Annotated in this window: 14 protein-coding genes and 2 pseudogenes; 11 read left to right on the top strand and 5 right to left on the bottom strand. The window is 52.9% G+C overall.

Going from position 1 to position 14,534, the window contains the following annotated elements; genetic code table 11:
• A partial coding sequence (locus BGK49_RS31820) for a hypothetical protein (protein WP_001740275.1) occupies positions 1-117 on the bottom strand: 117 nt, incomplete at its 3' end.
• 159 nt (positions 118-276) lie between these two features.
• Positions 277-489, bottom strand: a complete 213-nt coding sequence (gene rpmE / locus BGK49_RS24185) for a 50S ribosomal protein L31 (protein ID WP_000710769.1) — start codon at positions 487-489, stop codon at positions 277-279.
• Between the two features lie 202 nt (positions 490-691).
• Here rpmE and priA point away from each other — a divergent pair.
• The 7 genes and pseudogenes from priA (at position 692) to rraA (ending at position 8,656) form a co-directional block, all read left to right on the top strand.
• Positions 692-2,889: pseudogene (priA, locus tag BGK49_RS24180) on the top strand (primosomal protein N').
• Positions 2,890-3,044: 155 nt separating this feature from the next.
• A complete protein-coding gene (cytR, locus tag BGK49_RS24175) occupies positions 3,045-4,070 on the top strand; it encodes a DNA-binding transcriptional regulator CytR (RefSeq protein WP_000644904.1) in 1,026 nt (341 codons plus the stop codon).
• Positions 4,071-4,161: 91 nt separating this feature from the next.
• Positions 4,162-5,121: a cell division protein FtsN gene (gene ftsN / locus BGK49_RS24170; protein WP_000068824.1), complete on the top strand. Its 960-nt coding sequence runs from the start codon at positions 4,162-4,164 to the stop codon at positions 5,119-5,121.
• Between the two features lie 92 nt (positions 5,122-5,213).
• Complete coding sequence (gene hslV / locus BGK49_RS24165) at positions 5,214-5,744, top strand: ATP-dependent protease subunit HslV (protein ID WP_000208242.1); 531 nt, start codon at positions 5,214-5,216, stop codon at positions 5,742-5,744.
• Between the two features lie 9 nt (positions 5,745-5,753).
• Positions 5,754-7,085: an HslU--HslV peptidase ATPase subunit gene (gene hslU, locus BGK49_RS24160; RefSeq protein ID WP_001293341.1), complete on the top strand. Its 1,332-nt coding sequence runs from the start codon at positions 5,754-5,756 to the stop codon at positions 7,083-7,085.
• Between the two features lie 66 nt (positions 7,086-7,151).
• A complete protein-coding gene (gene menA / locus BGK49_RS24155; RefSeq protein WP_001307494.1) occupies positions 7,152-8,078 on the top strand; it encodes a 1,4-dihydroxy-2-naphthoate polyprenyltransferase in 927 nt (308 codons plus the stop codon).
• A gap of 92 nt (positions 8,079-8,170) precedes the next feature.
• The gene (gene rraA, locus BGK49_RS24150; protein ID WP_000872908.1) at positions 8,171-8,656 is read left to right on the top strand and encodes a ribonuclease E activity regulator RraA; all 486 of its coding nucleotides are present in this window, start codon (positions 8,171-8,173) and stop codon (positions 8,654-8,656) included.
• An 84-nt stretch (positions 8,657-8,740) separates the two neighbouring features.
• Here the strand turns inward: rraA and zapB are convergent, their stop codons facing one another.
• Positions 8,741-8,986, bottom strand: coding sequence for a septal ring assembly protein ZapB (gene zapB / locus BGK49_RS24145; RefSeq protein WP_001296623.1), 246 nt, complete (start codon positions 8,984-8,986; stop codon positions 8,741-8,743).
• A 425-nt stretch (positions 8,987-9,411) separates the two neighbouring features.
• On the opposite strand from zapB, the gene glpF reads away from it, so the two are divergent.
• From glpF to fpr, 4 genes are all read left to right on the top strand, one after another.
• Positions 9,412-10,257 (top strand): glycerol uptake facilitator protein GlpF, encoded by an 846-nt coding sequence (gene glpF / locus BGK49_RS24140; RefSeq protein ID WP_000084268.1) that lies wholly within the window; start codon positions 9,412-9,414, stop codon positions 10,255-10,257.
• A 22-nt stretch (positions 10,258-10,279) separates the two neighbouring features.
• Entirely contained in the window at positions 10,280-11,788 is a 1,509-nt protein-coding gene (glpK, locus tag BGK49_RS24135) for a glycerol kinase GlpK (protein WP_069375840.1), read from the top strand.
• A 134-nt stretch (positions 11,789-11,922) separates the two neighbouring features.
• Positions 11,923-12,933, top strand: coding sequence for a class II fructose-bisphosphatase (gene glpX / locus BGK49_RS24130; protein WP_005044643.1), 1,011 nt, complete (start codon positions 11,923-11,925; stop codon positions 12,931-12,933).
• Between the two features lie 96 nt (positions 12,934-13,029).
• Positions 13,030-13,776 (top strand): ferredoxin--NADP(+) reductase, encoded by a 747-nt coding sequence (gene fpr / locus BGK49_RS24125; RefSeq protein ID WP_000796319.1) that lies wholly within the window; start codon positions 13,030-13,032, stop codon positions 13,774-13,776.
• Positions 13,777-13,780: 4 nt separating this feature from the next.
• Here fpr and uspD read toward each other — a convergent pair whose 3' ends face one another.
• Together uspD and BGK49_RS24115 are read right to left on the bottom strand one after the other, a co-directional pair.
• A complete protein-coding gene (gene uspD, locus BGK49_RS24120) occupies positions 13,781-14,203 on the bottom strand; it encodes a universal stress protein UspD (protein ID WP_073817014.1) in 423 nt (140 codons plus the stop codon).
• Positions 14,196-14,534: pseudogene (locus BGK49_RS24115) on the bottom strand (IS1-like element IS1B family transposase); the annotation flags it as partial. The pseudogene BGK49_RS24115 and the gene uspD, both read right to left, overlap by 8 nt.

Here is a 14,534-nt window from a genome sequence, read left to right as displayed (position 1 = left end):
GCACACCGAACAGGCCACGCCGGTGGGGGCACCAATGCGCACCCCGGCTGAACCCTGAACAATGCTACCGCCATACTGCGTCATGTCGCCCTGACGCGCCGCCGGTTTTCCGCTCATCGTAAAATCCTTTTGAAATAAATAAGAACCAGAAGCCTAGCGCCAGTCAACAACAGGAAATGATAATGAGTTAACACCCCGGAATTTTTCAGAATTTATAAAAGGCAAAATTCAGGCACAAAAAAAGCGCCGTGCGGCGCTTTTTTCGGAAATCCGGTCTTATTTGCTGCCCGGGATGTTGAAACGCTTGTTGAAGCGGTCAACACGGCCACCGGTAGCAACATCACGCTGTTTGCCAGTAAAGAACGGGTGGCACTTGCTGCACACGTCGAGGTTCAGGTCATGACCAACAGTGGAGCGGATTTTCATTACGTTACCGCAAGAGCAGCTAGCAGTAATTTCTTCGTATTTCGGGTGAATATCTTTTTTCATGGGAAAACCTCGGTTTAAGGCCGCGTCGCTCTTCCAGCCCTAACGCCAGACACCACGCGATGTTAAAAGTATAGCTTCAATACGATCATTTCGTACGAAGGCGCGAAATCATACAGAAATTAACCAGCGTATGCAAACTGATCCGCACTCTTCTACGGCAATGTGTATACTAACCCACCGAATTTCAAGTCAGGATGATGCTATGCCCGTTGCCCACGTTGCCTTGCCCGTTCCGCTTCCTCGTACCTTTGACTATCTGCTGCCAGAAGGCATGACGGTTAAAGCCGGGTGTCGCGTGCGCGTGCCGTTTGGCAAACAGCAGGAGCGCATCGGGGTTGTGGTGTCAGTTAGCGATGTCAGTGAGCTGCCGCTTAACGAGCTGAAAGCGGTAGTGGAAGTGCTGGACGTTGAGCCGGTATTTACTCACTCCGTCTGGCGGTTACTGCTCTGGGCGGCAGATTACTATCATCATCCGATTGGCGATGTGCTGTTTCATGCCTTGCCGATTTTACTGCGCCAGGGGCGGCCTGCGGCGAACGCGCCGATGTGGTACTGGTTTGCCACTGAACAAGGCCAGGCGGTGGATCTGAACAGCCTGAAACGCTCCCCCAAGCAACAACAGGCGCTGGCGGCGTTACGGCAAGGCAAAATCTGGCGCGACCAGGTCGCCACGCTCGAATTTAATGATGCCGCGTTGCAGGCGCTACGCAAAAAAGGTCTGTGTGATTTAGCAAGTGAAACACCAGAGTTTAGCGACTGGCGAACGAACTATGCCGTTTCTGGTGAGCGGTTGCGATTGAATACCGAACAGGCCACCGCCGTTGGCGCAATTCATAGCGCGGCAGATACTTTTTCTGCCTGGCTGCTGGCGGGCGTACCGGTTCCGGTAAAACGGAGGTTTATCTCAGTGTACTGGAAAACGTGCTCGCTCAGGGCAAACAGGCGCTGGTGATGGTGCCGGAAATCGGCCTGACACCGCAAACTATCGCCCGTTTTCGTGAACGTTTTAATGCCCCCGTGGAAGTTCTGCATTCCGGCCTGAACGACAGCGAGCGGCTTTCGGCGTGGTTGAAAGCGAAAAATGGCGAGGCGGCGATTGTGATCGGCACCCGCTCCGCGCTGTTTACGCCGTTTAAAAATCTCGGCGTGATTGTCATTGATGAAGAGCACGACAGCTCCTACAAGCAGCAGGAAGGCTGGCGCTATCATGCCCGCGACCTGGCGGTGTATCGTGCGCACAGCGAGCAAATCCCGATTATTCTTGGCTCCGCAACGCCCGCGCTGGAAACGTTATGCAACGTCCAGCAGAAAAAATACCGCCTGCTGCGCCTGACCCGTCGGGCAGGGAATGCGCGTCCGGCAATTCAACATGTGCTGGATTTAAAAGGTCAGAAGGTGCAAGCAGGTCTGGCTCCGGCGTTAATCACCCGTATGCGCCAGCATTTACAGGCCAACAATCAGGTTATCCTCTTTCTTAATCGTCGGGGTTTTGCGCCTGCGCTGCTGTGCCACGACTGCGGCTGGATAGCCGAATGCCCACGTTGCGATCACTACTACACGCTGCATCAGGCGCAACAGCATTTGCGCTGTCACCACTGTGACAGTCAGCGTCCGGTGCCGCGCCAGTGCCCTTCCTGCGGTTCCACGCACCTGGTCCCCGTGGGGCTGGGCACCGAACAGCTTGAACAGACGCTTGCGCCGATGTTCCCCGGCGTGCCCATTTCACGTATCGACCGCGATACCACCAGCCTCAAAGGGGCGCTGGAACAGCAACTGGCGGAAGTGCATCGCGGCGGCGCGAGGATTTTGATCGGCACACAAATGCTGGCGAAAGGTCACCACTTTCCGGATGTGACGCTGGTGGCGTTACTGGATGTGGACGGCGCGCTGTTTTCTGCCGATTTTCGCTCGGCAGAACGTTTCGCCCAGCTTTACACCCAGGTCGCCGGTCGTGCCGGGCGTGCGGGTAAACAGGGCGAAGTGGTGCTGCAAACGCACCATCCGGAACATCCTCTGTTGCAAACGTTGCTCTATAAAGGCTACGACGCCTTTGCCGAACAGGCGCTGGCTGAGCGACGCATGATGCAGCTGCCGCCGTGGACCAGCCATGTGATTGTGCGTGCGGAAGATCATAACAATCAGCACGCGCCGCTGTTCCTGCAACAACTGCGTAATCTGATCCTTTCCAGCCCGCTGGCAGACGACAAACTGTGGATTCTCGGCCCGGTTCCGGCTCTGGCACCTAAGCGTGGTGGCCGCTGGCGCTGGCAGATCTTGTTGCAGCACCCTTCCCGCGTGCGCTTGCAACACATCATTAGTGGTACGCTGGCGCTTATTAATACAATACCGGATTCCCGCAAGGTGAAATGGGTGTTGGATGTCGATCCCATCGAAGGCTAATGCGCAAACGTTGCGAGGCGGATCGAAAAATTCAATATTCATCACACTTTTCATGAAAATTCTGTAACCGTTTTCACGCGCTATCTGCTAAAAATGTTGCCGATGTGAAGTAAACATGGATGTAGTACGCCTGACGTACCAGGCGAGGAGTGAGTGTGAAAGCGAAGAAGCAGGAAACTGCCGCGACCATGAAAGACGTTGCCCTCAAGGCAAAAGTCTCTACAGCGACTGTCTCCCGAGCATTAATGAATCCCGATAAAGTCTCCCAGGCCACCCGTAATCGGGTTGAAAAAGCGGCCCGGGAAGTGGGTTATTTACCGCAGCCTATGGGGCGCAACGTCAAGCGTAATGAATCCCGCACCATTCTGGTGATTGTCCCGGATATCTGCGATCCCTTCTTTAGCGAAATTATTCGCGGTATCGAAGTTACGGCGGCAAATCACGGATATCTGGTGCTGATTGGCGACTGTGCGCATCAAAATCAGCAGGAAAAAACCTTTATCGATTTGATCATCACCAAGCAAATTGATGGCATGTTGCTGCTGGGTTCAAGGCTGCCGTTTGATGCCAGCATTGAGGAACAGCGTAATCTGCCGCCGATGGTGATGGCGAACGAATTTGCACCGGAACTGGAGCTGCCTACCGTTCATATCGACAATCTGACCGCCGCATTTGATGCAGTAAATTATTTATATGAGCAAGGGCATAAACGGATTGGCTGTATAGCCGGTCCCGAAGAGATGCCACTGTGTCACTACCGCCTGCAAGGCTATGTTCAGGCGCTGCGTCGCTGCGGAATTATGGTTGATCCACAATACATCGCCCGTGGCGACTTCACCTTCGAAGCCGGAAGCAAAGCAATGCAACAGCTGCTTGATCTTCCACAACCGCCTACTGCAGTCTTCTGCCATAGCGATGTGATGGCGCTCGGCGCACTTTCTCAGGCAAAACGCCAGGGGCTGAAAGTCCCGGAAGACCTTTCCATAATCGGTTTTGATAACATCGACCTGACGCAATTTTGTGATCCGCCGCTGACAACCATCGCGCAGCCGCGTTACGAAATCGGTCGGGAAGCTATGCTGTTATTGCTTGATCAAATGCAGGGGCAACACGTTGGCAGTGGCTCTCGTTTAATGGACTGCGAACTTATCATCCGGGGATCAACACGCGCGTTACCTTAAAGTAAACCTTTAAGACTGCCGTGACTGGTCAAAGGCCCGCCGCTTAAGTAACATGGCGGGCTGACGAACGAATAAATACAGCGAAACGATAGTGGCACAACGAGATTATGTACGCCGCAGCCAACCGGCACCTTCGCGGCGAAAAAAGAGCACCTCACGGAAAAAGCAACGAAATCTGCCTGCGGTTTCTCCCGCTATGGTCGCTATTGCTGCCGCCGTTCTTGTGACCTTTATCGGTGGTCTGTACTTCATTACGCATCACAAGAAAGAAGAGTCCGAGACGCTGCAAAGCCAGAAAGTGACCGGAAACGGACTACCACCAAAACCAGAAGAACGCTGGCGCTACATTAAAGAGCTGGAAAGTCGCCAGCCGGGTGTGCGTGCGCCCACAGAACCTTCTGCCGGTGGTGAAGTGAAAACGCCGGAGCAACTGACACCAGAACAACGTCAGCTTCTTGAACAAATGCAGGCTGATATGCGCCAGCAGCCAACGCAGCTGGTTGAGGTTCCGTGGAATGAACAGACGCCGGAACAGCGTCAGCAAACGCTACAACGCCAGCGTCAGGCGCTGCAATTAGCGGAGCAGCAACGCCTGGCTCAGCAGTCGCGTACGACTGAACAAAGCTGGCAGCAGCAGACGCGTACGTCGCAAGCCGCGCCGGTACAGGCGCAACCGCGCCAGTCTAAACCAGCTTCTACTCAGCAGCCGTACCAGGATCTGCTGCAAACCCCTGCGCACACGACCGCGCAGTCGAAGCCGCAGCAAGCTGCGCCGGTTGCTCGTGCCGCTGACGCGCCAAAACCGACGGCGGAGAAAAAAGACGAACGCCGCTGGATGGTGCAGTGCGGTTCGTTCAGAGGCGCGGAACAGGCAGAGACGGTACGTGCTCAGCTGGCGTTCGAAGGATTTGACTCGAAAATCACCACCAACAATGGCTGGAATCGTGTGGTCATTGGCCCGGTGAAAGGCAAAGAGAACGCAGACAGCACCCTCAATCGGTTGAAGATGGCGGGTCATACAAACTGCATTCGGCTCGCCGCCGGGGGTTGAAACCCTCAAAATCCCCCCCATCTATAATTGCATTATGCCCCGTACTTTTGTACGGGGTTTGTACTCTGTATTCGTAACCAAGGGGTCAGCTCGTGACAACTATAGTAAGCGTACGCCGTAACGGCCATGTGGTCATCGCTGGTGATGGTCAGGCCACGTTGGGCAATACCGTAATGAAAGGCAACGTGAAAAAGGTCCGCCGTCTGTACAACGACAAAGTCATCGCGGGCTTTGCGGGCGGTACTGCGGATGCTTTTACGCTGTTCGAACTGTTTGAACGTAAACTGGAAATGCATCAGGGCCATCTGGTTAAAGCCGCCGTTGAGCTGGCAAAAGACTGGCGTACCGATCGCATGCTGCGCAAACTTGAAGCACTGCTGGCAGTCGCGGATGAAACTGCATCGCTTATCATCACCGGTAACGGTGACGTGGTGCAGCCAGAAAACGATCTTATTGCTATCGGCTCCGGCGGCCCTTACGCCCAGGCTGCGGCGCGCGCGCTGTTAGAAAACACTGAACTTAGCGCCCGTGAAATTGCTGAAAAGGCGTTGGATATTGCAGGCGACATTTGCATCTATACCAACCATTTCCACACCATCGAAGAATTAAGCTACAAAGCGTAAGGATCTCCCATGTCTGAAATGACCCCACGCGAAATCGTCAGCGAACTGGATAAGCACATCATCGGCCAGGACAACGCCAAGCGTTCTGTGGCGATTGCTCTGCGTAACCGCTGGCGTCGCATGCAGCTCAACGAAGAGCTGCGCCATGAAGTGACCCCGAAAAATATCCTGATGATCGGCCCGACCGGTGTCGGTAAAACTGAAATCGCCCGTCGTCTGGCTAAGCTGGCGAATGCGCCGTTCATCAAAGTTGAAGCGACCAAATTCACCGAAGTGGGCTATGTCGGTAAGGAAGTGGATTCTATTATTCGCGATCTGACCGATGCCGCCGTGAAAATGGTACGCGTCCAGGCTATCGAGAAAAACCGTTATCGCGCTGAAGAACTGGCAGAAGAACGTATTCTCGACGTGCTGATCCCACCTGCTAAAAACAACTGGGGACAGACCGAACAGCAGCAGGAACCGTCCGCTGCTCGTCAGGCATTCCGCAAAAAACTGCGTGAAGGCCAGCTTGATGACAAAGAAATCGAGATCGATCTTGCCGCAGCACCGATGGGCGTTGAAATTATGGCTCCTCCAGGCATGGAAGAGATGACCAGCCAGCTGCAGTCCATGTTCCAGAACCTGGGCGGCCAGAAGCAAAAAGCGCGTAAGCTGAAAATCAAAGACGCCATGAAGCTGCTGATTGAAGAAGAAGCGGCGAAACTGGTGAACCCGGAAGAGCTGAAGCAAGACGCTATCGACGCTGTTGAGCAGCACGGGATCGTGTTTATCGACGAAATCGACAAAATCTGTAAGCGCGGCGAGTCTTCCGGTCCGGATGTTTCTCGTGAAGGCGTTCAGCGTGACCTGCTGCCGCTGGTAGAAGGTTGCACCGTTTCCACCAAACACGGGATGGTCAAAACTGACCACATTCTGTTTATCGCTTCTGGCGCGTTCCAGATTGCGAAACCGTCTGACCTAATCCCGGAACTGCAAGGTCGTCTGCCAATCCGCGTTGAACTGCAGGCACTGACCACCAGCGACTTCGAGCGTATTCTGACCGAGCCGAATGCCTCTATCACCGTGCAGTACAAAGCACTGATGGCGACTGAAGGCGTAAATATCGAGTTTACCGACTCCGGTATTAAACGCATCGCGGAAGCGGCATGGCAGGTGAACGAATCTACCGAAAACATCGGTGCTCGTCGTTTACACACTGTTCTGGAGCGTTTAATGGAAGAGATTTCCTACGACGCCAGCGATTTAAGCGGTCAAAATATCACTATTGACGCAGATTATGTGAGCAAACATCTGGATGCGTTGGTGGCAGATGAAGATCTGAGCCGTTTTATCCTATAATCGCGTTCAATCATTTTCATCATTGTTTGATGGGGCTGAAAGGCCCCATTTTTATTGGCGCGTATTATGACTGAACAACAAATTAGCCGAACTCAGGCGTGGCTGGAAAGTTTACGACCTAAAACCCTCCCCCTCGCCTTTGCTGCAATTATCGTCGGGACGGCGCTGGCATGGTGGCAAGGTCATTTTGATCCGCTGGTCGCCCTGCTGGCACTGATTACCGCCGGGCTATTACAGATCCTTTCTAACCTCGCCAATGATTACGGCGATGCGGTAAAAGGCAGCGATAAACCTGACCGCATTGGGCCGCTACGCGGCATGCAAAAAGGGGTCATTACCCAGCAAGAGATGAAACGGGCGCTCATTATTACCGTCGTGCTCATCTGTCTCTCCGGGCTGGCACTGGTTGCAGTGGCGTGCCATACGCTGGCTGATTTTGTCGGTTTCCTGATTCTTGGCGGGTTGTCGATCATTGCCGCTATCACCTACACCGTGGGCAATCGTCCTTATGGTTATATCGGTCTGGGGGATATTTCCGTACTGGTTTTCTTTGGCTGGTTAAGCGTCATGGGGAGCTGGTATTTACAGGCTCATACATTGATTCCGGCACTGATCCTTCCGGCGACCGCATGCGGCCTGCTGGCAACGGCAGTACTGAACATTAATAACCTGCGTGATATCAATAGCGACCGCGAAAACGGCAAAAACACGCTGGTGGTGCGCTTAGGTGAAGTGAACGCGCGTCGTTATCATGCCTGCCTGCTGATGGGCTCTCTGGTATGTCTGGCGCTGTTTAATCTCTTTTCGCTGCATAGCCTGTGGGGCTGGCTGTTCCTGCTGGCGGCACCGTTGCTGGTGAAGCAAGCCCGTTATGTGATGCGGGAAATGGACCCGGTGGCGATGCGACCGATGCTGGAACGCACTGTCAAGGGGGCGTTACTGACTAACCTGCTGTTTATTTTAGGGATATTCCTAAGCCAGTGGGCAGCATAACTGACAAATATCAATTAACAATTGATGATTTTGCCAACAGCCCACATAGCGCGATATACTGAAAATTCTCGCAGCAACTGAATGTTAAGCCTATGAAATACGATACTTCCGAGCTTTGTGACATCTATCAAGAAGATGTTAACGTCGTGGAACCGCTGTTCTCCAACTTTGGCGGACGGGCGTCGTTTGGCGGACAAATAATCACGGTAAAATGTTTCGAGGACAACGGGTTGCTGTACGATCTGCTCGAACAGAATGGCCGTGGTCGTGTTCTTGTCGTCGATGGCGGTGGTTCTGTTCGTCGCGCACTGGTCGATGCTGAACTGGCGCGTCTGGCAGTACAAAATGAATGGGAAGGTCTGGTTATTTACGGCGCGGTGCGTCAGGTAGATGACCTGGAAGAGTTGGATATCGGCATCCAGGCGATGGCGGCAATTCCGGTTGGTGCCGCTGGCGAAGGCATTGGCGAAAGCGATGTCCGCGTCAATTTTGGCGGTGTAACCTTCTTCTCCGGCGACCATCTTTATGCCGACAATACCGGGATTATTCTTTCAGAAGATCCGCTGGATATTGAATGATAAGAAAGGCACCGCAAGGTGCCTTTTTTCTGCGTTACCTGTTGGCCTACACAGTAAAGAAATTACGCGAAAGATGAAGCGTAATCAGACCTCTTCCATGCGACCCAGCAGGGCCTGCAGACGTTCCTGCCAGCCGTTCTGCTGTTCTTTCAGATGGTTGTTCTCACGCTCCAGCTCTTCGCGCTGATGCTGGGCATTTTGAACTTCCTGCGACAGTGAGTTGTTTTTTTCTTTCAGCTCTTCGATTTCCATCTGCAACAGAGTGATGGTATCAATCGCCTGCTGTACTTTTGCTTCCAGTTTCTCAAACACTTCTAATGACATTGTCATACCTCTCCTGAATTGCAAGGCGTTGATGGATAAAAAATCCTCGTCCCGATTACCGGTGACGCCTTAATAAATACGAGCGCACTTTAGTTAGCTCCGATTGTATGAAGCCGCGCCATCGCTGTCCAGCGGCACGCCTTGCAGATTACGGTTTGCCACACTTTTCATCCTTCTCCTAGTGACATAATCCACATCAATCGAAAATGTTAATAAATTTGTTGCGCGAATGATCTAACAAACATGCATCATGTACAATCAGATGGAATAAATGGCGCGATAACGCTCATTTTATGACGAAGCACACACATTTTAAGTTCGATATTTCTCGTTTTTGCTCGTTAACGATAAGTTTACAGCATGCCTACAAGCATCGTGGAGGTCCGTGACTTTCACGCATACAACAAACATTAACTCTTCAGGATCCGATTATGAGTCAAACATCAACCTTGAAAGGCCAGTGCATTGCTGAATTCCTCGGTACCGGGTTGTTGATTTTTTTCGGTGTGGGTTGCGTTGCAGCACTAAAAGTCGCTGGTGCGTCTTTTGGTCAGTGGGAAATCAGTGTCATTTGGGGACTGGGGGTGGCAATGGCTATCTACCTGACCGCAGGGGTTTCCGGCGCGCATCTTAATCCCGCTGTTACCATTGCATTGTGGCTGTTTGCCTGTTTCGACAAGCGCAAAGTTATTCCTTTTATCGTTTCACAAGTTGCCGGCGCTTTCTGTGCTGCGGCTTTAGTTTACGGGCTTTACTACAATTTATTTTTCGACTTCGAGCAGACTCATCACATTGTTCGCGGCAGCGTTGAAAGTGTTGATCTGGCAGGCACTTTCTCTACTTACCCTAATCCTCATATCAATTTTGTGCAGGCTTTCGCAGTTGAGATGGTGATTACCGCTATTCTGATGGGGCTGATCCTGGCGTTAACGGACGATGGCAACGGTGTACCACGCGGCCCTTTGGCTCCCTTGCTGATTGGTCTACTGATTGCGGTCATTGGCGCATCTATGGGCCCATTGACGGGTTTTGCCATGAACCCAGCGCGTGACTTCGGTCCGAAAGTCTTTGCCTGGCTGGCGGGCTGGGGCAATGTCGCCTTTACCGGCGGCAGAGACATTCCTTACTTCCTGGTGCCGCTTTTTGGCCCTATCGTTGGCGCGATTGTAGGTGCATTTGCCTACCGCAAACTGATTGGTCGCCATTTGCCTTGCGATATCTGTGTTGTGGAAGAAAAGGAAACCACAACTCCTTCAGAACAAAAAGCTTCGCTGTAATATGACTACGGGACAATTAAACATGGCTGAAAAAAAATATATCGTTGCGCTCGACCAGGGCACCACCAGCTCCCGCGCGGTCGTAATGGATCACGATGCCAATATCATTAGCGTGTCGCAGCGCGAATTTGAGCAAATCTACCCAAAACCAGGTTGGGTAGAACACGACCCAATGGAAATCTGGGCCACCCAAAGCTCCACGCTGGTAGAAGTGCTGGCGAAAGCCGATATCAGTTCCGATCAAATTGCAGCTATCGGTATTACGAACCAGCGTGAAACCACTATTGTCTGGGAAAAAGAAACCGGCAAGCCTATCTATAACGCCATTGTCTGGCAGTGCCGTCGTACCGCAGAAATCTGCGAGCATTTAAAACGTGACGGTTTAGAAGATTATATCCGCAGCAATACCGGTCTGGTGATTGACCCGTACTTTTCTGGCACCAAAGTGAAGTGGATCCTCGACCATGTGGAAGGCTCTCGCGAGCGTGCACGTCGTGGTGAATTGCTGTTTGGTACGGTTGATACGTGGCTTATCTGGAAAATGACTCAGGGCCGTGTCCATGTGACCGATTACACCAACGCCTCTCGTACCATGTTGTTCAACATCCATACCCTGGACTGGGACGACAAAATGCTGGAAGTGCTGGATATTCCGCGCGAGATGCTGCCAGAAGTGCGTCGTTCTTCCGAAGCATACGGTCAGACTAACATTGGCGGCAAAGGCGGCACGCGTATTCCAATCTCCGGGATCGCCGGTGACCAGCAGGCCGCGCTGTTTGGTCAGTTGTGCGTGAAAGAAGGGATGGCGAAGAACACCTATGGCACTGGCTGCTTTATGCTGATGAACACTGGCGAGAAAGCGGTGAAATCAGAAAACGGCCTGCTGACCACCATCGCCTGCGGCCCGACTGGCGAAGTGAACTATGCGTTGGAAGGTGCGGTGTTTATGGCAGGCGCATCCATTCAGTGGCTGCGCGATGAGATGAAGTTGATTAACGACGCCTACGATTCCGAATATTTCGCCACCAAAGTGCAAAACACCAATGGTGTGTATGTGGTTCCGGCATTTACCGGGCTGGGTGCGCCGTACTGGGACCCGTATGCGCGCGGGGCGATTTTCGGTCTGACTCGTGGGGTGAACGCTAACCACATTATACGCGCGACGCTGGAGTCTATTGCTTATCAGACGCGTGACGTGCTGGAAGCGATGCAGGCCGACTCTGGTATCCGTCTGCACGCCCTGCGCGTGGATGGTGGCGCAGTAGCAAACAATTTCCTGATGCAGTTCCAGTCCGATATTCTCGGCACCCGCGTTGAGCGCCCGGAAGTGCGCGAAGTCACCGCATTGGGTGCGGCCTATCTCGCAGGCCTGGCGGTTGGCTTCTGGCAGAACCTCGACGAGCTGCAAGAGAAAGCGGTGATTGAGCGCGAGTTCCGTCCAGGCATCGAAACCACTGAGCGTAATTACCGTTACGCAGGCTGGAAAAAAGCGGTCAAACGCGCGATGGCGTGGGAAGAACACGACGAGTAATGTAAATGCCGGATGAAGCGTTTATGCCGCATCCGGTAGTCCTGAAACGTGCGGGGGCAACCCCGCACACATCAATAATCCCACCCTTCCCCTGTGCTACACTTCGCGCCATTCCTTACTGCTTAGAGTTTGCTATGAGACGAGAACTTGCCATCGAATTTTCCCGCGTCACCGAATCTGCGGCGCTGGCTGGCTACAAATGGTTAGGACGCGGCGATAAAAACACCGCGGACGGCGCGGCGGTAAACGCCATGCGTATTATGCTCAACCAGGTCAACATTGACGGCACCATCGTCATTGGTGAAGGTGAAATCGACGAAGCACCGATGCTCTACATTGGTGAAAAAGTCGGTACTGGTCGCGGCGACGCGGTAGATATTGCTGTTGATCCGATTGAAGGCACGCGCATGACGGCGATGGGCCAGGCTAACGCGCTGGCGGTGCTGGCAGTAGGCGATAAAGGCTGCTTCCTCAATGCGCCGGATATGTATATGGAGAAGCTGATTGTCGGGCCGGGAGCCAAAGGCACCATTGATCTGAACCTGCCGCTGGCGGATAACCTGCGCAATGTAGCGGCGGCGCTCGGCAAACCGTTGAGCGAACTGACGGTAACGATTCTAGCTAAACCACGCCACGATGCCGTTATCGCTGAAATGCAGCAACTCGGCGTACGCGTATTTGCTATTCCGGATGGCGACGTTGCGGCCTCAATTCTCACCTGTATGCCAGACAGCGAAGTTGACGTGCTGTACGGTATTGGTGGCGCGCCGGAAGGCGTAGTTTCTGCGGCGGTGATCCGCGCATTAGATGGCGACATGAACGGTCGTCTGCTGGCGCGTCATGACGTCAAAGGCGACAACGAAGAGAATCGTCGCATTGGCAAGCAGGAGCTGGCACGCTGCAAAGCGATGGGCATCGAAGCCGGTAAAGTATTGCGCCTGGGCGATATGGCGCGCAGCGATAACGTCATCTTCTCTGCCACCGGTATTACCAAAGGCGATCTGCTGGAAGGCATTAGCCGCAAAGGCAATATCGCGACTACCGAAACGCTGCTGATCCGCGGCAAGTCACGCACCATTCGCCGCATTCAGTCCATCCACTATCTGGATCGCAAAGACCCGGAAATGCAGGTGCACATCCTCTGATTGATTTGATCGATTGAGCCTTCCAGTCCTTCGGGACTGGAATTTTTTTGTTCGGAGAACGAAGATAAGGCAAGTCAATCAAAACAGGAGAAAAACATGGCTGATTGGGTAACAGGCAAAGTCACTAAAGTGCAGAACTGGACCGACGCCCTGTTTAGTCTCACCGTTCACGCCCCCGTGCTTCCGTTTACCGCCGGGCAATTCACCAAGCTTGGCCTTGAAATCGACGGCGAACGCGTCCAGCGCGCCTACTCCTATGTTAACTCGCCCGATAATCCCGATCTGGAGTTTTACCTGGTCACCGTCCCCGATGGCAAATTAAGCCCACGATTGGCGGCACTGAAACCAGGCGATGAAGTGCAGGTGGTTAGCGAAGCAGCTGGCTTCTTTGTTCTGGATGAAGTACCAGATTGCGAAACGCTATGGATGCTGGCAACCGGTACAGCGATTGGCCCTTATTTATCGATTCTGCAACTAGGCAAAGATTTAGATCGCTTCAAAAATCTGGTCCTGGTTCACGCCGCACGTTATGCCGCCGACTTAAGCTATTTGCCACTGATGCAAGAACTGGAAAAACGCTACGAAGGCAAACTGCGCATTCAGACGGTGGTCAGTCGGGAAACGGCAGCGGGGTCGCTCACCGGACGGATACCGGCATTAATTGAAAGTGGGGAACTGGAAAGCGCGATTGGCCTGCCGATGAATAAAGAAACCAGCCATGTGATGCTGTGCGGCAATCCACAGATGGTGCACGATACACAACAGTTGCTGAAAGAGACCCGGCAGATGACGAAACATTTACGTCGCCGACCGGGCCATATGACAGCGGAGCATTACTGGTAAGCGGTTACTTATCGATAAACGGCACGATGAGCAAATCCGCACTCATCTTATTGATCATCCCGCGATATGCCGGCATCAAACGGTTGATAAATGAGTGATGATGACCACAGACAAGGAGGTCGCACTGCTCTTTTTGCATAATTTCCAGCAGTGTTTCCGGCATTTCTCCGCGTTCAATACGCAGTTTTGTCTTCGGCCATTGAATATTTTTCGTCAGTTTATACAGCTTGTTATCCGACTTATTCTTCAACAATTGAAGAATATCTTCTGTTGCAGGGAAGTAGATACCCGGATACAACTCGCTTAAGCCATCATCAATATGAATTAACGTCAGGTGAGCGTCATTATGTCTGGCGAGCTCCAGAGCTTTATTCACCAGTAAGGCATCTTCTTCATTCCCGGAAGGTAATGACTCCAACTTATTGATAGTGTTTTATGTTCAGATAATGCCCGATGACTTTGTCATGCAGCTCCACCGATTTTGAGAACGACAGCGACTTCCGTCCCAGCCGTGCCAGGTGCTGCCTCAGATTCAGGTTATGCCGCTCAATTCGCTGCGTATATCGCTTGCTGATTACGTGCAGCTTTCCCTTCAGGCGGGATTCATACAGTGGCCAGCCATCCGTCATCCATATCACCACGTCAAAGGGTGACAGCAAGCTCATAAGACGCCCCAGCGTCGCCATAGTGCGTTCACCGAATACGTGCGCAACAACCGTCTTCCGGAGCCTGTCATACGCGTAAAACAGCCAGCGCTG

Origin of the sequence: Shigella sp. FC1544 (genome assembly GCF_001722145.1) — a bacterium.
GTDB lineage: Bacteria > Pseudomonadota > Gammaproteobacteria > Enterobacterales > Enterobacteriaceae > Escherichia > Escherichia coli.
The sequence above is the reverse complement of the archived record's forward strand: the minus strand, read 5'-3'. Positions and strand labels throughout refer to the sequence as shown.